The following is a 22,638-nucleotide window of genomic DNA, read 5'->3' as shown; positions in this document are numbered from 1 at the left end:
TATTAATTTTTTTACGGTTGTTTTTTATTTTTAAAATAGTAAATATGCTAAACCAAAACCTACACTTACGGCTACAATGGTTGCGATAAATCCCGGTAATTGGAAAGAGTGATTGACCACGTATTTTCCTATACGAGTAGTACCGGTACGATCAAAGTTTATTGCAGCTATTATGGTTGGATAATTTGGAATAAAGAAATATCCGTTTACTGCCGGAAACATAGCTATCAAACTAGGGATAGGTATGCCCAGGGAAACCCCTAACGGCATAAGCGCTCGTACGGTTGCTGCTTGACTAAACAGCATGATGGACATAATAAATAAGGCTATTGCAAAGGTCCACGGATATTCTGTAACCATAGTGGTTAACAATCCTTTGAAGAAATCTAAATTTCCTCCAAAAAAAGTATCACCCATCCAGGCTATACCAAAAATAGCTATTACTGCTTGCATTCCTGCAGAGAAAATGGAACCGGTTGCTATTTTTTCTACATTGGTTTTAGTGAATAGTAAGATACATCCTGCTGCTGCCAACATTAGTATTTCAATGATATGAGGCATAGCCATTGGTACCCCATTAAAAGTGGGCTTCATTCCGTCTATGGAACCAAATACCACTATACCTACAACACTAACCAAAAAGATGATCACAGATAGTTTTGCTCCAAAACTTACTTTGTTTTTGCTGCTTTTTTCTTTTATTTCTAATAAGCCTTCGTTTATTCTTTTTTGATATTCAGGATCTTTTTCTAAATCAACTCCTATAAACATTTGTACAATTGCAGCAACTATGACTCCAATTAGAGTGGATGGGACTGATATCATTAAAATATCCGTAAGTCTTAATTCCGGGTTTTTTACCATAATTACGCTAAGTAAAGCTGCCGTAGCTGCTGAAATGGGACTTGCGGTTATGGCTTGTTGTGACGCGATAACCGAAATGCTTAACGGTCTTTCAGGCCTCACCTTTGCATCGGTGGCTACTTCTGATATTATAGGCAACAGTGCATAGGCTATGTGTCCGGTACCTGCAATCATCGTAAAAATATAAGAAACAATAGGGGCTACTATGGTAATGGCAGGAGGATAAGCTCTTAAAAGCTTTTCAGCGATATTTACCATATAGTCTATACCCCCGGATGCTTGTAATGTACTTGCTGCCGTAATTACGGCAACTATCATTAACATGACATCTATGGGCGGATTTTGTGGCTTCAGCTTAAAAACAAAAACTAAAACAGCCAATCCCAGACCTCCGAAAATACCTAATCCTAAACCTCCTTTTCTCGCCCCGATAAATATGGCTGCCATTACAACCATAAATTCCAGCAAAATCATTAAAGTGTTACTCATCTAAAAATTAATTTTATTTAATTTAAACCTAATAATATGTATAATATTTATAACAAATCTTAGTTTTAATTATTTAATATTTGCAAATGTAAACAGATAATTAAGATTTTCATTATTTTTTGTAAGTGATGTTATTTGTATTTTAAAAACAATATAACTACCTTTGTAAGTGAAAAATCTTACTTTTTTGGACATGGAGAAGCTGATTACTACCATCCCTTTTTATGCTATATTAACTGAGGAGGAGAAAATGTTTCTCTCTCAAAATTGTAGTATTGTTGACTTTGATTCCAGAGAAGCTCTTTTTAAACAGGGTAGTTTTGCGGTTAATATATATTTTGTTTTGGAAGGGTATTGTAAAATGACGTACCAATCCGGCAATAAAAGAAAAATTATTTATATAGCTCGAAAGGGTGAAATTATAGGTAAGGATTATATATTATTGGAACATTATCCTTACAGTACTCACTCGCTTACCGCTTCTAAATTAATGGTTTTTCCTAAAAACTTGTTTCAAAAAATATGTGAATTAAATAAATCATTTTATCTTAAAATAAGCAATAAATTAGAATTTAAACTACGGGAAACCATGGAATGGTTGATTAATCTTAGTTTTAAAAATGTGGAAGGAGCTATGGCTATGTTTATTTTAAAATTTTGTAATAAAAATTTTAAGGACATAAGTTTAACTCGAACTGAAATTGCTGAAATTATAGGATATTCCAGAGAAAGCATTATTCATACCCTTACAAAATTTGAACAAGAAAAACTGATCAAAACGAAGGGCAAAGACATTATTATAAAAGATATCGAAAAACTGGAAGAAATAATAAAATACGGATAAATTCAGTAATTATTAAAAAACATAAATCAATTCTTGAATTGTTAATTAACAAACAAATCATATCTTTGTATTGATTTTTAAAAATTATTGATGAATTTATTCAAAGAGTATGGCCTATCAGAAGATTTGTTAAAGGCCATAACAGAGTTGGGTTACACTCAACCCACTGAAATCCAAAAGCAAACCATTCCCTATTTATTATCCAAGGAAGAAGACTTAATAGCTTTAGCACAAACCGGTACCGGTAAAACTGCTGCATTTTCATTACCTATATTGGAAATGATAGATCCCTATCAAAAACATGTTCAAGCCTTAATTCTTTGTCCAACTCGTGAATTGTGTTTACAAATTTCTAAAGATATTGCCAGTTATTCAAAATATTTATCCAAAATACGCTCATTGGCAGTATATGGCGGATCCAATATTTCTGAGCAAATCAGAGGTTTGAAAAATAATCCTCAAATTGTAATAGGTACACCGGGAAGGGTTAATGATATGCTTAAAAGAGGGGTTCTAAAAATTAACCAAATTCAATGGTTGATTTTAGACGAGGCAGATGAAATGTTATCTATGGGCTTTAAAGCCGAATTGGAAACAATTCTTAAAGAAACGCCTAAAGAAAGACAAACTTTATTATTTTCAGCAACTATGTCTAAACAAGTAGAGGCTATTGCTAAAAATTATATGAAGGGTGCACAAAAAATATCAGCAGGAGGAATTAATGAAGTTAAGAAAAATATTACTCATAAATTCGTAATGGTGCGTGACCGTCAAAAAAACAACGGTTTACGAAGAGTATTGGATGCAAATCCAAATATATATTCAATTATTTTCTGCAGAACGAGAGTGGAAACTCAACATGTTGCAGATTTCTTAATGCACCAAGGATATGCAGCTGATGCTTTGCATGGAGATTTATCACAATCTCAACGAGATATGGTGATGAAAAAATTCCGATTGAAAAATTTACGAATCCTTGTTGCTACGGATGTGGCAGCCAGAGGATTGGACGTAAATGACCTTACTCATGTGATTCATTACTCATTACCTGATGATCCGGAAGTTTTCATCCATAGAAGCGGTAGAACGGGTAGAGCCGGTAAAGACGGAGAATCTATAGCTATTATTCGTCCTAGCGAAATGGTTAAATTTAATCGTATTAAAAAGGAAACTTCTATTAAGGTAGAAGAAATGAAAATTCCTACTAAAGAGGATATTTTAAAAGCGAAAGAACTTTATTTATCGGATAAGTTGCTTAATTCCGATTTTGATTCCGAAGAATTTGAACTTTCCACTATTCCTGATCTGTCCAACATTTCTAAAGAAGAACTTTATAAAAGGGTATTGTTCCTTGAATTAAAATCAACTTGGGAATTCTATAAAAACGAGAAAGATATTGCACCTATTGATAAGAACGAAAGAGCAGCCGAAAGAGGTAAAAAATCTTCTACAAGCCGAAACAGAAAGGATAGAAAAGACTCAAAAGACGGAAATAAAAGAAACAGAAAAAGTAAAAAAGGGAATTTCACTCGTTTTTTCTTTAATTTAGGCAAAAGAGATAATCTTAACAAAGTAACGGTTATTGACTTAATTAATAAAAACACGAAAGGTGCCAGAGCGGATATTGGCGAAATTGACATTAGAGATAAATTTACCTTTTTCGAAGTTGACGCCAATTATACTGATCAATTATTAAAGAAAATTAATCAGTTAAGTTTTAATGGTAAAAACATGTCATTGGAAATAGCTCAATAGAAGGTATAGATGAAATTTCTAAATTGTTTAAATTATTTTAAGCTACCTGTTAAAATATACCATAAATCATGAAACTTATAAAAAAAATTTTTGTCATCCTATTGATATTCATTTCATTTACTGAAATAAATGCACAAATAAATAATCAAAAAGTTGAAAAAATAAAAGTTTACGGTAATTGCAATATGTGCAAGGAAACTATTGAAAAAGCCGGTTATGAAGCAAATGTTTCTGCTGTGCTATGGGATCCGGGCACTAAAATTGCAACTATAACTTATGATGATACGCAAACATCTTTGAATGCTATTTTGAAAAAAATAGCAAAATCGGGATACAGCAATGAAAAATATAAGGCTAAAGATTCCGATTATAAAAAATTACCGATATGTTGTCAATATTAAAAAGATAGTAAAAATAGTTTTAAGCGTTCTTTTAGAGAATTTTTTTAATTCTCATAATTTAATACATTAATTTATCAATTTAGAGAACTCAATTTTATTGAGCTCTCTTTTTTGTTTTAATTCTAAATTTACTCTGCAAAAAAAAGGAACTGACTTCAAAAAGCCAATTCCTTATATTAAAAAATTAATTTATTAGTTCAAAAATTTATGAGGCGGTTGCTCTTGGATACCATACCGTACACATAATACCTTCACTTGCTACTTTAGGATGGGCGCAATTTGATTTCTGAAATTTGGAACATTTCAAACAATCATCTTCTCTATGAGGAATCACTTTAAATTCGTATGAATTACAAACTTGATTTTGGCTTACAGCAATTTCTTTAATAGTACATAACTGCCCATTCAAAAAATGCTCACAATTACCACAACATTTAGCTAACTTTAATTCCATATCAATTATTATTTTATTTAAAAACTTTGATACAAAAGTATAAATTAAGATTCAAAGATTTATTCTAAATAACTGATTTAAAGCAATTTGTATTTAGAATAAATTAATATAATCGATATAATCATTCTAAATACTCAGGTATTTTTATGAAGTAATTTTTTTACTACAATTTTATCGACCGGTAATGGGATGCTATCTAATGTAATTTGATCTAAAGGCATCCATTCTATTTGATTTATGGACTTTTCTATTATTTGAAGATTGGAAAGATCATTACATTCCACTTTATAGTACACGGTAAGTAATTGACTATCGGGAGTTAATTTAGATTCCAGGAAAAAATCTTGAGTATAGAAATGCTCTTTTACTGTAACTTCTAAATTTAATTCTTCTTTAAATTCTCTAATCAATGTATCCCGAGTTCCTTCTCCTAATTCCAATCCCCCACCGGGCAATTTAAGTAATGGTTTACCCGCATATATTTCGTGTAGAAACATCAAACAATTATCTTTTATTAAGAGTCCATATACTCTTACATTTAATTTTGTTATCTTTTCCATGCATTAACCATTTCTCGTTTTCCTTTCGGTCCTGTTAATTTTTCAACGTCAAATCCTACCCTTTGCATGGCTCTTCTTGCACTTCCTTTACTGGAATAGGTAGTTAGCAATCCTTGTGGTGCCATCCGATCGAAGATTTGCTTAAAAATATCTTCTTCCCAAAGCTCGGGTTGAACTCTTGCTCCAAAAGCATCATAATAAACTACATTTATATCGGAAATAGGTAAATTTCTTAATTCAAGAAAATCTGCCTTAAATTTAATGATAGTAAAATTTTTATTAATTTGAGTTTCCTTCCCCCACTCTGCTTGATGTAATGATTGATAATATTCCTCTGCTTTTTCTTTATTTAGTAAAGTCCCGTATTGTAACTCTTTAATTTCTTCATGTGTTAGAGGATATTTTTCCAGCGTATAATATCGAACTGTCAAATCCTTTTCTATTGCTTTATATAATGTTAAAAAAGCATTTAAACCCGTTCCAAAACCCATTTCCAAAATGGAAATCTCAGAAATTTTTAATTGATCTAATCCATGAGATATAAATACATGTTCTGCTTCTTGCATGATACCATGACGGGAATGATAAGTCTCATTCCATTCAGGAATATGTAAGGTTTTAGTACCTTCGGATGTGGTAATAATGGTTCTTTCTAACATAAAACGTAAATCCTTTCAAAATTACAACTCTTTTTAATCTATCAAATGATTTATTTATTAATTTTGAAATGTTCAATAAACAATTTTAGCAAGTTAAGTAATGAAAATAAATAAAATAGCAAACTCCAGATTAGATACAATCGATCCCAATGACTCCCCTTTTGGAGCCAACATATCTGATCATATGCTCATATGTGAATACGAAAATGGTAAATGGGGAGAACCGGTTATTATGCCTTATGGTTCGATGAACTATTCTCCTGCTTTGATGGCTCTTCATTATGGCCAAGCCATCTTTGAAGGAATGAAAGCATATAAGGATAAAAATAATGAGGTTTTTTTATTCCGACCTGAAAAAAACTTTGAAAGATTTAATAAATCTGCGGAACGTTTAGCTATGCCGCAAATACCTAAAGAAATTTTTCTTGATGGACTTTATGCTTTAATTGATTTGGATCGGGGTTGGATTCCTACTAAACCGGGTATTTCACTATATATTCGTCCGGTTATGTTTGCTTCTGAAGAAATGTTTTCAGCAAGGATATCTAAAAAATATACTTTTGCTATTATGACTTCTCCTGCCGGACTTTATTATGATAAGCCTTTAAAAATTAAAATTGAAGATTATTATACTCGTGCAGTAGACGGAGGGGTTGGATTTACTAAATGCGCCGGTAATTACGGGGCTTCTTTTTATCCTACATTTCTAGCTAATCAAAATGGTTTTGATCAGGTAATTTGGACCGATAGTAAAAATCACAGGTATTTTGAGGAATCCGGAACTATGAATGTTATGGTAAGAATAGGAAACACTATTTACACTCCCCCTACTTCCACAACGATTTTAAGCGGTATTACCAGAGACAGCTTAGTACATTTAGCCAAATATCACAATCTGGATATTAAGGAAGAACGGATATCTGTTGACGACATTGTAAATGCATATCAAGAAGGTAATTTAAAAGAAATATTCGGTTGTGGTACTGCCGTGGTAATTTCAAGGTATTCTCATTTGGGTTATCAAGATTCTATCATGGAGTTGCCTCAATTATCGGATGAAGAGAGTTATGCCGTTTTTCTTAAAAAACAGTTAGTGGGTATACAAACTAATGAAATTGATGATCCTTTTGGATGGAGATATAAAATATAAAATTATAATTATTTATAACCCAAAAATATTTTTTTGCTAACTTCTGGAACAGTCTGTGATTCAGAAGTTTTTTATTACCTATGTATAAACCTATGAATCATTTTAACATTAAATCAATATTTAGTAAATAATGAAAGATAATTCCATAAAAAACATCCAATTTATATTCATAGGTATTTTATTCATATTTAATATTTTTCAATCGGTAACATTTCCTTTAATTGATGATGAAGCTTATTATTGGGTTTGGTCGAATCATTTGGATTTTGGTTATTACGATCATCCTCCTATGATTGCTTTATTTATCAAGGTGGGATATTTATTTTTCAAAGGAACTTTGGGGGTTCGATTTGTATCGATTATATCTTGGATAGTTGTTTATTGTATTTGGTTGTTGATTCTTAAACCTAAAACATTAAAAGAAAATTATTTATTTATAGGACTTTTTGGATCTGTCGGATTTTATCAAACGTTAGGATTTATATCTACTCCCGACACTCCTTTGCTTTTATTCTGTTCTTTATTTTTATGGATATGGAAATCATTTACTGAGAAAAATAATCTACTAAATGCTTTACTTTTGGGCTTATCCATGGCACTTACCATGTATTCTAAATATCAGGGAGCATTATTGATTATTCTAACTTTTATTCCTTTTCTTCCTTGTTTATTAAAAAATAAATGGTTTTACTTCAGTTTGTTGTTTTCTTTGCTTTTATATATTCCTCATTTATATTGGCAGTATGATCACGATTGGGCATCTATAAAATATCATCTTTTTGAAAGGAGCAAACAAAAAGCTGTGACTTATCCATTCATCAAATGGATACTTGGCATACTTATATTAGGTAACCCTTTGCTTCTCTATATTTACGGTAAAAGTATTTTCAAACGTTTGGATGGAAATAAACCGTGGATAAGATCTTTACAATGGATTAGCTTGGGTGGAATCCTTTTTTTTAGTTTATTTTCATTTAGCAGAGTAATTCAACCGCAATGGAATCTAATTATTTATATTGCGCTCATTCCTTTAACTTATTTAACGTTTAAAGAAAAAAGGAGTGTTTGGATCACCGGACTTTCTTTTGCTTATATTTTACTATTGTTTATTGTGAGAATATCATTATTTTTTCCCGCTCTAATACACAGAAGTCCCATGTATAAATTGAAGCAATTTGTTTTAAATGCTAAAGAAGTAACGGAGGGTATAGCTGTTTTTGAACGCTATCAAAAAGCGGCTGCATACAATTTTTATACACAACAACCTTCCTGTTGTTTACAAGTTTATACTCATAGATATTCTCAATATGATATTTGGAATTCCGAACAAAAAATTCAAGGGAAAACTATTACATTTTTTGGATTGGAAGAATTATCTCCCGTTTACCTTATTGATGAGGATGGAAAAAACGAATATTATAAAACTGTAGATAAATTTTATTCTTATTCCCAAATAAAATGTGAAGTACAGCCCACTAGTATTTCATCCGAAGAAGGATCACAAACACTCGATGTTAAGTGGACAAATCCTTATAATACAAAGATTAGTTTTGGTGATGGTACTCCTCAAGAATTAGCATTTTTATTTTTCAATACTAAAACTTTTGAACCACAAAATATAATTTCAATTAATAAAAAATTAATTCTTCCGCCTAAAAGCTCTACAGACCAAACTTTATTTATTGATGTCTCTCAAATTCCTCCCGGTACTTATAAGGTTTATTTGATTTTGAAACCATTTGGTATATCCGGAAAAATTATCTCTAATGAAATGAGCCTCCATATTCCTTAATTTTTTAGTATTTTTGATAAAATATTATATGGTACTTATTCAAAATATACATAAATCTTTTGGTTCACTTGAAGTTTTAAAAGGTGTTTCTCTCCATATAAAAAAAGGTGAAATAGTTACCATCGTGGGAGAATCCGGTGCCGGTAAATCAACTCTTTTGCAAATCATTGGCACTTTAGACAAACCGTCAAATCCCGAAAGATATCACAGCATTATTGAAATTGATAATTTACCCATTACTCAATTGAGAGATAAGGAACTTTCTTTATTTAGAAACCAGAATATTGGATTTATTTTTCAATTTCATCAGTTATTACCAGAATTTACTGCATTGGAAAACGTGATGTTACCCGGAATGATTGCCGGAAAATCTAAATCTAAATTAGTTAATAAAGCAAAGGAATTATTAAGTTACCTGAAATTATCTCACCGCTTGGAGCATAAACCCGGTGAACTTTCCGGGGGTGAACAGCAAAGGGTTTCCGTTGCAAGGGCATTAATGAATAATCCTAAAATTATTTTAGCGGATGAGCCATCAGGAAATCTTGATTCCGCGAATGCTGAAGATTTACATCAATTATTTTATCAATTAAGAAAAGAATTTAATCAGACTTTTATAATTGTGACGCATAATTCACATTTAGCTTCTATGGCAGATAGAAGTTTACTTATGAAAGACGGGATAATAGCCAATGTTTAATGGTAAAATAGTATATTAATTGAATAGATTCAACGATATCAATTTATAACATTTTATTTAGCATTTTCTTTAAAAAAATTTTCAAATAAGATAATAAGCAGAATGTCAGTATTTTTGATTCCCTGCTTTAATCCAATTAAAAACTTATTTTAACTATATTCCAATAAAAAAGCATCAGAAAATAGTTTTCTGATGCTTTTTTATTTTTAAAATTTTACTTATAACATAACTATTCCTTCAATGGAACTTGCTTCTTTATAATATTCAATAACTGAAATTGAATCCGTTACATACATGGTAATGGTTATGCTTGTATATTTACCGTTTTTACTTTCTTTCGTTGAAAATGAAGCTCCGGCATGATCAAAAATTTTATGCAATTGAGCTACTTTCTTGCTTTCCGTTGGAATTATAAACTTAAACATATAATTCCCCGGAAATGTATGTTCTTTGTCCAACTGTTCTTTAAATCTTGAATAAAAATCTTCAGGATTTTCGCCTTTATTGGCAAATATTTTTATATTGTCATTCCTATTCATGGTTACCCTTAAATCAAATCTAAAGCCAAATAAAATTTATGACAAAATAGCATGTTGAAAATTATTTTAGTTATTTATCATACAATTTATTATATAAATTGATGTACTTTTCTTTAATAAATTTTCTTTTTAATTTTAAGGTAGGAGTTAATTCTCCTCCATCTACCGACCATATATTTGGGGTAAGCTCAATTTTTTTAATTTGCTCCCATTTCCCTAAATTTTTATTTACCTTTTCAACATCTTGCATAATTCTATCTTTAATTATCTTGTTATTGACAATTTCTTCTGGCGAAGCAGTAGAATTTAATGGTAAATGTTTATAACTAATATATTTAGAAATAAAATCAAAATCAGGCTGTATAAGCGCACAAGGCATTTTTTCTCCGTCACCAACTACCATAGCTTCTCCTATAAACCGTGATTGCTTAAGGTTATTTTCTGTTACTTGAGGAATAATATATTTTCCTCCGGAGGTTTTAAATATTTCTTTTTTTCGATCGGTAATTTTTAAGTATCCATCTTTCATATAGCCTATATCACCTGTCTTAAGCCAACCGTCTTCCGTAAATATTTCTTTGGTTTTTTCTTCATCTTTATAGTACCCTAAGAAAACATTCGGTCCTTTGGTTAGTATTTCTCCGTCCTCAGCAATTTTAACTTCATATCCGTCTAATAAAGGCCCCACCGTGCCTAATCGGTAGACTTCATCTTTTATACCGTTTACTGAAATAACCGGAGAAGTTTCAGTCATTCCATATCCTTCCGTAACGAGTAACCCCGCGGCAGTAAATACTCGACAAAGATTTTCAGATAACGCTGCACTTCCACATATCATTAACTGAAGATTATTACCTAAAGCTTCTCTCCACTTTTTAAATACTAAAGCATCTGCTATTTTATGAGAAAGGCCGGCCGGTTTGAAGGGTTGATATTTTTTAGCCACATTGAGTGCCCATAAGAAGATTTGTTTTTTAATCCAACCGGAAGAAGTTCCTTTGTTATATATGGATGCATATAATTTTTCAATTACTCTCGGCACCACTAGAATTACATCAGGTTTAACTTCTTGAAAGTTTGAAGCTAATTTATCTATACCTTCTGCAAAATATATCCCATAACATTTATACATAAAGACATAGACTACCATTCTTTCTAATATATGACTGATGGGAAGAATACTTAGAATTCTGAATTTCTCATCATTTTTCATTAAAAATCTGGTATGGCATCCCATTACATTGGATAGTACATTTCCATGTGAGAGCATAACGCCTTTGGGTCTCCCTGTAGTTCCGGAAGTATAAATTAACGTCATCCATGTATCGGGTTTTATATTATTTTTTAAAGTTTCAACATCTTGTTGATTGAATTCCTCTTCACCCTTTTCTTTAATTTCCGACCAATGGGGGACTCCTTCTATCTCATCGAAGGTAAAAATATTTGAAAGCGAAGGGCAATTTTCCTTTATATTTTGTACTTTATCATATAACTTTTGGTCAGAAATCAGACAAAATTTAGCCTCACTGTTGTTAAGTATAAATGTTAAATCGTCATCGCTCATGGTTGGATATATAGGAACACTTACCGCTCCTATTTGTTGTATGGCAAAATCCATAATCATCCATTCTGTTCTGTTTACTGACGTAATTAAAGCTATTCTGTCTTCAGGTTTAATTCCATATTTTAAAAGACCTCTACTAACTTGGTTAACCTGATCTATAAGCGATTTTGTTGATATTCCTTCCCAAACTCCATTTTTTTTTGATGATAAGGAAACTTCAATCGGCCTATTTTCTAATTGATAATATAAAATGTCAAATAGCCTAGCGACTTTCATTATGTATTCATTTTAAAGCGCGAAAAATACAAAAAAATAATATATTAGCAAAAATCATCTTTTTTCCTGATTTGTTAATTAGAAATAAAAAATCATGTATTCTATCTTGTGTAAATGAAAACTGATTAAAACTTATTAATTAGAAGTAATCAGTTTTCGTAATTTAAATTTTTTTAAAATTCAATTTTTTTATTTACCATTGGAATAAAGGCCTAGAGTCCATTAAAGCATTGACTTCTTTTTTTACTTTATTTATCACCTTTTCGTTTTCCGAATCTGCGATAACTTCATTTATAAAATCCGCTATTTTTATCATATCGTCTTCTTTGAGCCCTCTTGTGGTTACTGCTGCAGTTCCCAATCGAATACCTGAAGTTACAAAAGGACTCCTGTCATCGTAAGGAATCATATTTTTATTACATGTTATGTCTGCTTTTTCTAATACTTTTTCGGCAGCTTTACCTGTAATATTTTTATTGTGTAAATCAATTAGCATAAGATGGTTATCAGTTCCTCCTGAAATTATAGTAAAATCTCTTTCTATCAATGCTTGAGATAAAGCATCTGCATTTTTAACGATTTGATGGATATAAGCAAGGTATCCATCACTTAATGCTTCAATGAAAGTTATCGCTTTTGCTGCTATTATATGCTCTAAAGGTCCGCCCTGAGTTCCCGGAAAAACAGCTCCATCTAGCACTTGTGACATCATTTTTATCTCACCTTTAGGCGTTTTATGTCCGAAAGGATTTTCAAAATCTTTACCTAACATAATCATTCCTCCTCGCGTACCTCGTAATGTTTTATGAGTTGTAGTGGTAACTATATCACAATAAGGTAAAGGATCACTTAAAATTCCTTTAGCTATTAACCCTGCAGGATGTGAAATATCAGCCATTAATATTGCTCCTATTTCATCTGCTATTTCTCTAAATTTTCGATAATCAAAATCTCTGGAATAGGCTGATGCTCCCACTATGATCATTTTAGGCTTTTCTCTCCTGGCTGTTTCAATCATATCTTCATAGTTGATGCGCCCATCATCTTTATTTACTTTATAAAAAACCGGGTTGTAATTTATTCCTGAAAAATTAACGGGAGAACCGTGAGTTAGATGTCCGCCATGGGCTAAGTCTAACCCCATTACTTTGTCACCGGGTTTTAAACAGGCTAGAAATACGGCTGCATTTGCCTGTGCTCCGGAATGCGGCTGAACGTTTACATAAGAAGCACCAAATAATTTCTTAGCACTTTCTATGGCGATTTCTTCTATTTGGTCTATTACTTCACATCCTCCATAATATCTCCTTCCCGGATACCCTTCTGCGTATTTGTTTGTTAATACAGATCCGGCGGCTTTCATTACTTCGTCGCTGACAAAATTTTCTGAGGCTATCAATTCAAGCCCTTTGGTTTGTCTTTGTTTTTCTTTTTCGATCAGTTCGAATATTGTTTTACTTTCCATAACATAGTTTACTTTATTTTCTATATGATTTTTCCCAATTCCATGCATCTTTAACCATATCTTCTAAAGAATGCTTAGCTTTCCAATTTAATATTTGATTGGCTTTATCGCAACTGGCATAGATGCTTTCTACGTCTCCATTTCTTCTGCCTCCTATAACATAAGGTACTTTAACCTTATTAACCGCTTCAAAGGTATTTATTATTTCTAAAACGGAATTTCCAAGCCCTGTTCCTATATTAAATACATCATGCGATAAATCTCCTTTATCTGCCAGTAAATACTCACAAGCATTTACATGAGCTTTCGCAAGATCAACCACATGAATATAGTCTCTTATGCATGTTCCATCGGCGGTGTTATAATCGTTCCCAAATACGGTTAATTCTTTTCTAATTCCAGATGCTGTTTGTGTAATAAATGGCATTAAATTACCGGGAATTCCTTTCGGTAATTCTCCAATTAAGGAAGATGAATGGGCTCCTACCGGATTAAAATATCGTAAAGAAAGAGCTTGTAAGCTACCCGTAGCAGAAACTTTTTCAATTATATCTTCCGCCATTTGTTTGGTACTTCCGTAAGAAGATAGGGCTTTTTGAATTGGTGAGGTTTCTGTAACAGGTAATTTATCAGGCTGTCCATAAACGGTTGCAGAGGATGAAAAAACCAATTTTCTTACCTTAAATTCATTCATTACTTCCAATAAATTCATAAGAGATATCAAATTTGACTGGTAATAGGTCAGAGGAATTTCCATGGACTCTCCAACTGATTTTTTAGCTGCAAAATGTATACAGGCAGAAATATCGTTATTATCCGTAAATACTTGATGTAATTTTATATAATCACCTATATCGTATGAATAGAATTTGGGTTTACATCCCGTAATTTTTTCTATTCTTTCTAATATAAATAATTCTGAATTACTCAAATCATCTATAATTATTGGTTCAAATCCTGATTGGATTAATTCAACCACTGTATGAGAACCTATAAATCCTAAGCCTCCTGTAATTATGATTTTGGTTTTATTCATAAGTCATTAAATTTATCTAAATATTTATTTATAATTCTTCACTCTTTTTATCCTGCTTTTATATATTACATCCGTAAGCATTGGCACTTCTTCCACTTCTACGTTATAAGTGTCTAAGCCTAAAGCAGCGGTATCAGATATTCCTATATATTTTACCATGTTATAAAAGCGTAAGATAAACCTTTCTTTTAATGAAAACAAATATTCTTGATTGAAAACTCTATCTATAAGGATATATTTAAAATCTGCAGGAATATCATATTTTTTCAAAGATGGATAATTGCTTGACAAATCTATCTTTCCTGAGATTTTTAAATCTTCAAGCACTTGGCTAAAATAAATATTTATTAATGGAACTACTTTGAATCCTAATTTAAAATTAACTTTATATAAGGTATTGGGTATTAATTCTAATACATCATATTCAAACGTATAAGGGTTTGTATCATTTTCAACTCTAAGGAACCAATAGTAATCTGCTCTTTTAGGGTTTTTATTGACTATGGAAAATAAAATTTTTGCTTCTATTTCTTCTGATTTACCTGCTCTACTTATATATACTAAATGGGTTGAATATTTCGATATGTCTGTATCGTTTTTCATATCTTGTATAATAGGTAGATAAGGTTTTATATTTACGTATTGTACGTATTTATTCTTCAATTTTCGTCCATTATACCAAATGTACATAGAGAAAGCAATCAAACCGGCCAACATCATGGTAATCCATCCGCCTTCTTCAAATTTCAACGCATTGGCATAGAAAAATCCTCCTTCAATGATAAAATATATGATTGCAAATAGTAAAATAAAAAATATATTTACTTTTTTGCTATATAAATAGAAAAGTAATAAAATGGTTGTCATCAGCATGGTGATGGTAATTGCCAAACCATAGGCCGCCTCCATTTTAGAAGATTCTTTAAAATAAAATACAACAAAAATACAGGATATGAGTAATCCCCAATTTATGGCCGGAACATACATTTGACCTTTTTCATGGGTGGGATATTCAATTTTTTGCCTTGGCCAAAAGTCCAAAGACATAGCCTCGCTAAATATAGTGTAAGATCCAGTTATTAAGGCCTGGCTTGCTATAACCGCTGCCAAGGTAGCCATCCCTACTCCAATGATTACAAAGTTATCGGGCATCATCATAAAAAATGGATTTCCTCCACTAGCTGCTTCTACAGGATGTGACAGAATCCATGCACCTTGTCCGAGATAATTTATGATTAAACAAATTTTTACAAAGCCCCAACTTATCCTGATGTTTTTAATTCCACAATGTCCCAAATCGGAATATAATGCTTCGGCTCCGGTGGTACACAGAAATACAGCACCCATAATTAGTAAAATCATATGTTTAGCTTCTAATGCAGTTTCTGCGCTGTCTCTCACAATAAGCATTAATTTAACAGCGTAATAGGGATTTATTGCTTTTATTACATATAAATTTGGTATAAATTGAATAGCCCCCAGTAGTAACAACATGATAAACCAGAGGGTCATGATCGGTCCATAAAATTTACCTATAGATTGGGTTCCAAATTGTTGGACGACAAAAAGAACTATAAGTATAAATATGGTAATGGGTATGACTTCTGTATTGGGATTATAAGTTTTAAGTCCTTCTACTGCTGACATAATGGTCATTGAAGGAGTAATTACCCCATCAGAAACTAACGTTGCTGCTCCTAAAATGGCTACTATGTACAGCCATTTATTCTTCATCTTTTTGACCAGTGAATACAATGCTAGAATTCCACCTTCTCCATTATTATCAGCTCGTAACGCTATTACCACATACTTTAGGGTTGTTTGCAATGTTAACGTCCAAATGATGCAAGATAAAGCCCCTATGATAAAATCTTCTGAAATATGATCTGTGTGATTGGCGGCAACTATGGCTCTCATTACATATAATGGAGAGGTTCCTATATCACCAAAAACTATCCCGATGGTAACTACTAAACCTATAAAAGTAAGTTTGGATTTCTTAGAATCAATCTGCTGCACAATTAGTTATTTTAATTTACTACTAATTTGCAAAGTTATATTTTTTTTAAGTTAAATTTTTTTATATACTGTTAATTTAATTAAAATAGAACCGGAAATTTAGCTCATTAATTTAACTTCAATGTTGCCAGTACCGGATAATGATCGGAAATTGTAATTGTTTTATCTACATAACATTGCATCGGCGTAAAGCTATTACTTGCAAATATATAATCAATTCTAATGGGATAATAATAATCATAAAAAGTCCATCCTAATCCTTTCCCACTTTCTTCAAAAACATCTGTCAAATCTTTTTTCAAGGTAAAATATTCATACGATAAGGGTACCGAATTCAAATCTCCACAGACAAGTACGGGATAGGGCGATTCTTTTATATATTTTGAAAGTAAATCTATTTGAACTTGATGTTTTTGAAAACCTTTTATTAATTTTTCCGTTATCAGTTCCAAATTACCTTCAAAATGTTTTAGGCTGTTGGCTTTGAATAAATTTTTAGAAAGATTCATAGGTTCTAAATATATGCTGAAACATCTTATTATATCCTGATCTTTCTGTATATCTACCATGCATGCAAATCCATTACCCGGCAGTATTATTTTTTGTTCATTTATAATGGGATATTTTGATGATATGCCAATTAAATCAAAGGCTGCATTATAGCGTTCAGCTAAAAATATTTCTTTTGATCTCCACTGTCTGGTATAGATTTCGTGAAAAAATGCAATGTCAATATCTTTTTGATGAATATAGTTTTCCAGGGATCGTAAGTCTTTATTATCGTTTGCATATCTAATATTATAAGTTAAAATTTTAAGTTCATTATTCCGAATCGGTTGATTATTCAATTCCCCAAAATGAACGTATTTTTTTATAGGAAACAGTAAAAAAAGGGTGATAATAAAGAAGGGTACAAAAATTAATTGTCTTTTAATAAGCCAAAATATAGTGAACAAACAATAAATAGCAATTAGTATGGGATATATAAGAGCCAGTAAGCCTAAATATGGAAATGTCTTGGGTTCAATAAATTTATTAAAATAAGTCAGACACAGTAAAATAGTTATACTAAGATGTATTATAAGAAATAGATAATTTAATTTGCTCTTTTTTATAAACATCATATTCTTAACTATTTCATTTGTAAGAATTAAATAAAAACTCTTTTTCCTGTTTCGTCAAACTATCATATCCGCTTTTTGAAATTTTATCCAATATAGTATCGATCTGTTTTTGTTTCTTTACTTTGTTATAATTAAATTCTTCATCAGATAAAGGTCTGGAGTGATGCGATGTATATTGTTTTTTATCGTTTTTTTCAATTTTAAATTTGGGTTTACCTAGTTTTTTAAAATAAGCTCCAATATGGATGACAATTTTCTTAAAATGGGGAATGGGAAATACTAGAAAATCATTTCCTTTTTGGAAAGACTTCATATAAAAAAATCCAAAACTTGCAGCTGCCATTCTAGCTATAAATACTCCGATAAGTTCATTATAGTTGAGCAAATTAACAACATCAAAAAGCACAAACACTATTCCAACGACATAAAGAGGCAGTTGATAGGGTATGGGAAATAGGGATATTTGCATTTTTGGATTGTATGAAATTATTGCAAATAAGCAACTATAAACACCCAACATCCCACCTTCTAAAAGGGTATATTCCTGATCGGCAACTACATTTGTAAGTAAAAAAGCTATACAACCGATTAAATTGCCATAAATAAAAAATTTTAAAAAACTTGATCCGCTAAAATATATTCTGAAAATTTTTTCCACAAAATAAATAATCATTGCGGCAATTAATAAATCCCAAAGATTAGTATATATAAATGGAAAGGTAATAATAGTCCAAATAAATGGAAAAAAATTATTTACAGAAATCAAAACATATGAGGTTATTGAAAAATCAAACGATTTAATTAATAAAAAGTTTAATATCCAATAAAAAAATGAAAACAACACAGAGATGAAAATGAATTTAATTCCTTCTGTTCCATTTTTATAATAATCCCATATATTTATCATCTTTTTTTCCATACAATTGATTTAATTCCAACGATATCTGTTTTTTAGCCAATGACGAGTTAAAAAATATCCAAAAACGGCTCCTCCTAAATGAGCAAAATGTGCTACATTATCTCCTTGCGATTGTTGAATTCCTAAATATAATTCTAATAAAACCATAATCGGAATAAAATATTTAGCCTTCATTGGGATCGGTGGAAAGATTAACATTAATACGGAATTAGGAAACATCACACCAAAGGCTACTAAAATTCCATAAATGGCTCCACTGGCTCCCACCATTGGGGTGACTAAATCTACATATAGCTTGCTTGCAATGTATTGATTAGTCCCTTGAGGCAAAGTATTCAACCATGCATATGCCTTTTGTTCTACATTATTATTTGCTATTTCATAACTTAATTTTGCGTATTTGCCAACTTCGTTTAAAGGAACATTGGCAGACACTAAAGAATCATACACTTGCTTGAATTCAAAATAATTAACTAAATTGAATAAAGCAAAAGCTCCTAATCCACAAACGAAATACAAGATCAAATATTTTTTAGCTCCTAAAGACTGTTCTACAGCGGATCCAAACATCCACAGGGAAAACATGTTGAAGAAAAAATGTGTAAATCCTCCATGCATAAACATATGTGAAATTATTTGATACCAATGGAAATTAGGGGATAAAGGGAAATATGCTCCAAAAAGAACCGTGAGATCTATCCCGCGAGTAGATAATATATAGGTTGCTATAAAAAACAGAGTGTTTAATAGTAAAAGATTTTTAGTTACCGCTGGTATGGTTCTATTCATTATTTTAAAAAAATTAATTGTTCTAAATGATGGTTATTAATCGAAATTTGGCATGGGCAATATTTCATAATTTCTTTTTCCAAAAGGATTAAATTTAGGACATCCTAAAGTTATGAAATTCTCCCAAATAGGTAAGAAATGAGACGGTTGTATAAATTCATTTCTTTTTCTGGCAGAAACTTTTGAAATGGTTTTACTAAAAAATATAGAAAATTCTTCTTCGGAATGTTCTGATAATTCACTTAATAAATAGTCAATTAATTCAATTATTTTTTCCTGCATAACATCCGATGGTATTGCTGTTATTGTTAGTAAATCTTCTTCAATTTCCATATCTAATCCCTCTGCAAATAATGCGGTTTTAATTGAATCTAATTTCTCTTTTTCAAGATCATATACCGGTCTTTCGATGGGAAACAATAATTGTTGACTTAAGACATTCCCTTTCGAGTTTTTGATATGATTTTCATATAAAACTGTCTGATGTATTCTATAGGGATCCAAAATCCATACATTGGAATCTTTTTCAGTAATCCATCTCCCATTGGATAATCGTAATAGTGACGATTCGGTGATAGTTTCACTAGGATTATCAAACATTTCAGAAGTTAAAATTTCTTGTCTGGAAGATGCATATAATTCATTCAAATTGACTTTTTCGGCACGTGACGGTTTACCGAGTTTAGTATCAAATGGATTATAGGACGTATTAATATTTATTTTAGGTTCAACAATGGGAGTATCTTTTTTATTAAAGGAAAAACTCCAATCAGGATTTTGATCAAAATCTAAGCTTGGAACAACATTATAAACCCCAAGGGATTTTTTTATGGCTGTTCTTAATAATGCATATATTGAGCCCTCGTCTTCAAATTTAATTTCTGTCTTAGTCGGATGAATATTAACATCTATTCTTTCCGGATCAATTTGTATATAAAGAAAAAATGAAGGCAAAAACCGCGGCGGAATTAATCCTTCAAATGCATCTTGTACCGCCTTATTTAAATAGGTTGACCTGAAAAATCTCTGATTTACGAAAAAAAATTGTTCTCCTCTTGCTTTTTTAGCACTTTCCGGTTTTCCGATAAATCCATTCAATTTAATCCAATCTAACTGTTCTGCTATCGGGATCAATTGATGTTGAATTTTTCTGCCAAAGATTTCCGAAATTCTTTGTAATAAACTCCCTGAACGAAGCCTGAACATTTCTTCGTCATTATTAAATAATTGAAATTGTATATCTTCATGTGCTAAAGCAACTCTATGGAATTCGTCTAAAATATGTCTAAATTCAACGGAATTGGATTTTAAAAATTTTCTTCTTGCCGGTACATTAAAAAATAAATTTTTAATTAAAAATGTGGATCCAACTGCTGTATGTACGGGAATTTGAGAAATGATGTCTCCTCCTTCAATAATAATATGAGTTCCTAATTCATCTTCCTCTTTACGAGTTTTTAATTCAACTTGAGAGACAGCTGCTATGGAGGCTAATGCTTCTCCTCTAAAGCCTTTGGTATGAATATGAAATATATCTTCTGTAGTCGTTATTTTTGAGGTTGCATGTCTTTCAAATGACATTCTTGCATCAGTTACGCTCATTCCCACCCCATTATCAACTACCTGAATTAGATTTCGACCCGCTTCTTTTATGATAAGTTGAATTTGCGTTGCTTTTGCATCGATAGCATTTTCTAAAAGTTCTTTTACTACGGAAGAAGGTCTTTGTACTACTTCTCCTGCCGCTATCTGATTGGATACATTATCCGGAAGTAAGTGTATTATATCAGGCATACTACAAAGTTATTAAAACTATTAGAAACCTCAGCACATCCTTTTACTAAATAAAAAAAGAAAGAACTATTATTTAATTAGCATTGATTTAAAAAATGCTAAATTTATTTAACAAAAACTAATCAGTTACCTATATCTTAAATAATCTGCTTTTTTATAGGCAATTTTTTCTCTTTATTATAAAAGTCAACAAAGTTTTCATAGCCAATATATTTACATAAGAAATCTAATATATGTCTATTAGGTTCTCCTGTAGCTTTTTCTCTTCCTCCGATATATTTATCGTAATATCTTATAAATGTCTTATCACTAATACATGTCTTGTATTCTTTCTCAATCTTAGAGGAAATATGTTTTGAAAGAGGTGTTTTTAACACAAGCAATGATTCATTTTTAGCTTTATTAAAAGCCTCATAAATGATTTTCTTAATTACATCCTTATTCCCCATACCTTAATTCTAATAGTTAGTAAATTCTTTATTGTAAGTAGCAACAAATGAAGCAAAATTTGAAAAAGTCTTAAAAAAGTCTTTAGTATGTCTTTATTTTACTTTATATTATCAGTTACTTTGTAAATAAAATTTTTTAATATATTTTATAGCAAATATACTAAATGTATTCTAATAAGAAATAAAGAAGTTGTAGTGTTTTAATAGATTTGGGAAGCCTGTTAATTACTGCACTTAATATTCCTTGCTTCCCTAATACATAAAAGTATTTTAAATGCTTGAAAATAGTTAAAATTAGTTAGTAATCTAAAAATTTTATCTCATATTTTTAACAAATAAAAATTAAGTAAACATGAAAAAAATAACAGCATCCATAGTAAGTTTATCTTTAAGCTTATTCATGGTATCATGCAACGACGATTATAGTGATATACCTATGCAAAAATCTCTATCTGCAGAAAATATATTAAACAGTCAGACACAAAAAGAGGAAAATAATTATGAAAATAAGGAAATTGGAAATTATTTAGTAGATATGGACATCAGCGGAGAAACTGCTCAAAATCCGGTAAGAAGAGTGGATATTAGCGGGGAAACTGCTCAGAATCCAGTAAGAAGAATGGACATTAGCGGTGAAACTGCTCAAAATCCTGTGAGAAGAATGGATATCAGCGGTGAAACCGCCCAAAATCCTGTAAGAAGAATGGATATTAGTGGGGAAACTGCTCAAAATCCGGTAAGAAGAGTGGATATTAGCGGTGAAACTGCTCAAAATCCTGTGAGAAGAATGGATATTAGCGGGGAAACTGCTCAAAATCCTGTGAGATAATATTAAATCCATAATAAAAAAATGATAAAATTACGAATTATGTAAGACGTTTAATTTTATCAATAATTTACAATTTTATACGGCAAGGAATATGTATATTCCTTGTCTTTTTTTATAACTATCTATAAATTACTTAATAAATATATATTTTTCACGTATAATAAGTT

21 protein-coding genes are annotated in these 22,638 nt (G+C 31.0%); 7 read left to right on the top strand and 14 right to left on the bottom strand.

The features are described from left to right. Positions 1–30: 30 nt before the first annotated feature. Positions 31–1,338, bottom strand: a complete 1,308-nt coding sequence (locus GYM72_RS01880; RefSeq protein ID WP_160542829.1) for an anaerobic C4-dicarboxylate transporter family protein — start codon at positions 1,336–1,338, stop codon at positions 31–33. 208 nt (positions 1,339–1,546) lie between these two features. Here GYM72_RS01880 and GYM72_RS01875 point away from each other — a divergent pair, with 208 nt between their 5' ends. The 3 genes from GYM72_RS01875 (at position 1,547) to GYM72_RS01865 (ending at position 4,353) form a co-directional block, all read left to right on the top strand. Further along, positions 1,547–2,197 carry a Crp/Fnr family transcriptional regulator gene (locus GYM72_RS01875; RefSeq protein ID WP_220264512.1) on the top strand — a complete coding sequence of 217 codons (651 nt, stop codon included), beginning with the start codon at positions 1,547–1,549 and terminating at the stop codon, positions 2,195–2,197. A 90-nt stretch (positions 2,198–2,287) separates the two neighbouring features. Further along, positions 2,288–3,952, top strand: coding sequence for a DEAD/DEAH box helicase (locus GYM72_RS01870; protein ID WP_220264511.1), 1,665 nt, complete (start codon positions 2,288–2,290; stop codon positions 3,950–3,952). Positions 3,953–4,020: 68 nt separating this feature from the next. Continuing rightward, the gene (locus GYM72_RS01865; RefSeq protein ID WP_105297265.1) at positions 4,021–4,353 is read left to right on the top strand and encodes a heavy-metal-associated domain-containing protein; all 333 of its coding nucleotides are present in this window, start codon (positions 4,021–4,023) and stop codon (positions 4,351–4,353) included. 205 nt (positions 4,354–4,558) lie between these two features. On the opposite strand, the gene GYM72_RS01860 is transcribed toward GYM72_RS01865, so the two are convergent. The 3 genes from GYM72_RS01860 to mnmD all read right to left on the bottom strand — a co-directional run bounded on the left by GYM72_RS01860 (position 4,559) and on the right by mnmD (position 6,026). Beyond that, complete coding sequence (locus GYM72_RS01860; protein WP_105297266.1) at positions 4,559–4,807, bottom strand: hypothetical protein; 249 nt, start codon at positions 4,805–4,807, stop codon at positions 4,559–4,561. Between the two features lie 134 nt (positions 4,808–4,941). Next, positions 4,942–5,367 carry an NUDIX domain-containing protein gene (locus GYM72_RS01855; RefSeq protein WP_220264510.1) on the bottom strand — a complete coding sequence of 142 codons (426 nt, stop codon included), beginning with the start codon at positions 5,365–5,367 and terminating at the stop codon, positions 4,942–4,944. After that, positions 5,355–6,026: a tRNA (5-methylaminomethyl-2-thiouridine)(34)-methyltransferase MnmD gene (gene mnmD, locus GYM72_RS01850; protein WP_160542667.1), complete on the bottom strand. Its 672-nt coding sequence runs from the start codon at positions 6,024–6,026 to the stop codon at positions 5,355–5,357. The genes GYM72_RS01855 and mnmD overlap by 13 nt, the downstream gene beginning before the upstream one ends. 100 nt (positions 6,027–6,126) lie before the next feature. Here mnmD and GYM72_RS01845 point away from each other — a divergent pair, with 100 nt between their 5' ends. The 3 genes from GYM72_RS01845 to GYM72_RS01835 all read left to right on the top strand — a co-directional run bounded on the left by GYM72_RS01845 (position 6,127) and on the right by GYM72_RS01835 (position 9,668). Next, the gene (locus GYM72_RS01845) at positions 6,127–7,176 is read left to right on the top strand and encodes a branched-chain amino acid aminotransferase (protein WP_160542668.1); all 1,050 of its coding nucleotides are present in this window, start codon (positions 6,127–6,129) and stop codon (positions 7,174–7,176) included. Positions 7,177–7,306: 130 nt separating this feature from the next. Next, on the top strand, positions 7,307–8,968 hold the full coding sequence (locus GYM72_RS01840) for a glycosyltransferase family 39 protein (RefSeq protein WP_220264509.1): 1,662 nt from the start codon (positions 7,307–7,309) through the stop codon (positions 8,966–8,968). 28 nt (positions 8,969–8,996) lie between these two features. Further along, complete coding sequence (locus GYM72_RS01835) at positions 8,997–9,668, top strand: ABC transporter ATP-binding protein (protein ID WP_160557393.1); 672 nt, start codon at positions 8,997–8,999, stop codon at positions 9,666–9,668. 218 nt (positions 9,669–9,886) lie between these two features. On the opposite strand, the gene GYM72_RS01830 is transcribed toward GYM72_RS01835, so the two are convergent. The 10 genes from GYM72_RS01830 to GYM72_RS01785 all read right to left on the bottom strand — a co-directional run bounded on the left by GYM72_RS01830 (position 9,887) and on the right by GYM72_RS01785 (position 21,642). Beyond that, the gene (locus GYM72_RS01830) at positions 9,887–10,207 is read right to left on the bottom strand and encodes a DUF493 domain-containing protein (RefSeq protein ID WP_160566640.1); all 321 of its coding nucleotides are present in this window, start codon (positions 10,205–10,207) and stop codon (positions 9,887–9,889) included. Positions 10,208–10,277: 70 nt separating this feature from the next. Further along, positions 10,278–12,047: a long-chain fatty acid--CoA ligase gene (locus GYM72_RS01825; RefSeq protein ID WP_220264508.1), complete on the bottom strand. Its 1,770-nt coding sequence runs from the start codon at positions 12,045–12,047 to the stop codon at positions 10,278–10,280. A gap of 193 nt (positions 12,048–12,240) precedes the next feature. Beyond that, positions 12,241–13,512, bottom strand: coding sequence for a serine hydroxymethyltransferase (gene glyA, locus GYM72_RS01820; RefSeq protein ID WP_220264507.1), 1,272 nt, complete (start codon positions 13,510–13,512; stop codon positions 12,241–12,243). 13 nt (positions 13,513–13,525) lie between these two features. Further along, on the bottom strand, positions 13,526–14,548 hold the full coding sequence (galE, locus tag GYM72_RS01815) for a UDP-glucose 4-epimerase GalE (protein WP_220264506.1): 1,023 nt from the start codon (positions 14,546–14,548) through the stop codon (positions 13,526–13,528). A gap of 24 nt (positions 14,549–14,572) precedes the next feature. Further along, complete coding sequence (locus GYM72_RS01810; RefSeq protein WP_255571532.1) at positions 14,573–16,567, bottom strand: KUP/HAK/KT family potassium transporter; 1,995 nt, start codon at positions 16,565–16,567, stop codon at positions 14,573–14,575. Between the two features lie 107 nt (positions 16,568–16,674). Further along, complete coding sequence (locus GYM72_RS01805; RefSeq protein WP_220264505.1) at positions 16,675–17,523, bottom strand: endonuclease/exonuclease/phosphatase family protein; 849 nt, start codon at positions 17,521–17,523, stop codon at positions 16,675–16,677. Between the two features lie 181 nt (positions 17,524–17,704). Then, positions 17,705–18,610: a DUF6576 domain-containing protein gene (locus GYM72_RS01800; protein ID WP_220264504.1), complete on the bottom strand. Its 906-nt coding sequence runs from the start codon at positions 18,608–18,610 to the stop codon at positions 17,705–17,707. 9 nt (positions 18,611–18,619) lie between these two features. Then, on the bottom strand, positions 18,620–19,399 hold the full coding sequence (locus GYM72_RS01795; RefSeq protein ID WP_220233960.1) for a rhomboid family intramembrane serine protease: 780 nt from the start codon (positions 19,397–19,399) through the stop codon (positions 18,620–18,622). A 36-nt stretch (positions 19,400–19,435) separates the two neighbouring features. Beyond that, positions 19,436–21,193, bottom strand: a complete 1,758-nt coding sequence (mutL, locus tag GYM72_RS01790; protein WP_220264503.1) for a DNA mismatch repair endonuclease MutL — start codon at positions 21,191–21,193, stop codon at positions 19,436–19,438. Positions 21,194–21,330: 137 nt separating this feature from the next. Beyond that, on the bottom strand, positions 21,331–21,642 hold the full coding sequence (locus tag GYM72_RS01785; RefSeq protein WP_220264502.1) for a hypothetical protein: 312 nt from the start codon (positions 21,640–21,642) through the stop codon (positions 21,331–21,333). Between the two features lie 352 nt (positions 21,643–21,994). Between GYM72_RS01785 and GYM72_RS01780 the strand changes: the two genes are divergently transcribed. Beyond that, positions 21,995–22,471 carry a hypothetical protein gene (locus tag GYM72_RS01780; protein WP_220264501.1) on the top strand — a complete coding sequence of 159 codons (477 nt, stop codon included), beginning with the start codon at positions 21,995–21,997 and terminating at the stop codon, positions 22,469–22,471. Positions 22,472–22,638: the final 167 nt, after the last annotated feature.

This window comes from Apibacter sp. ESL0404, assembly GCF_019469245.1.
GTDB lineage: Bacteria > Bacteroidota > Bacteroidia > Flavobacteriales > Weeksellaceae > Apibacter.
The sequence above is the reverse complement of the archived record's forward strand: the minus strand, read 5'-3'. Positions and strand labels throughout refer to the sequence as shown.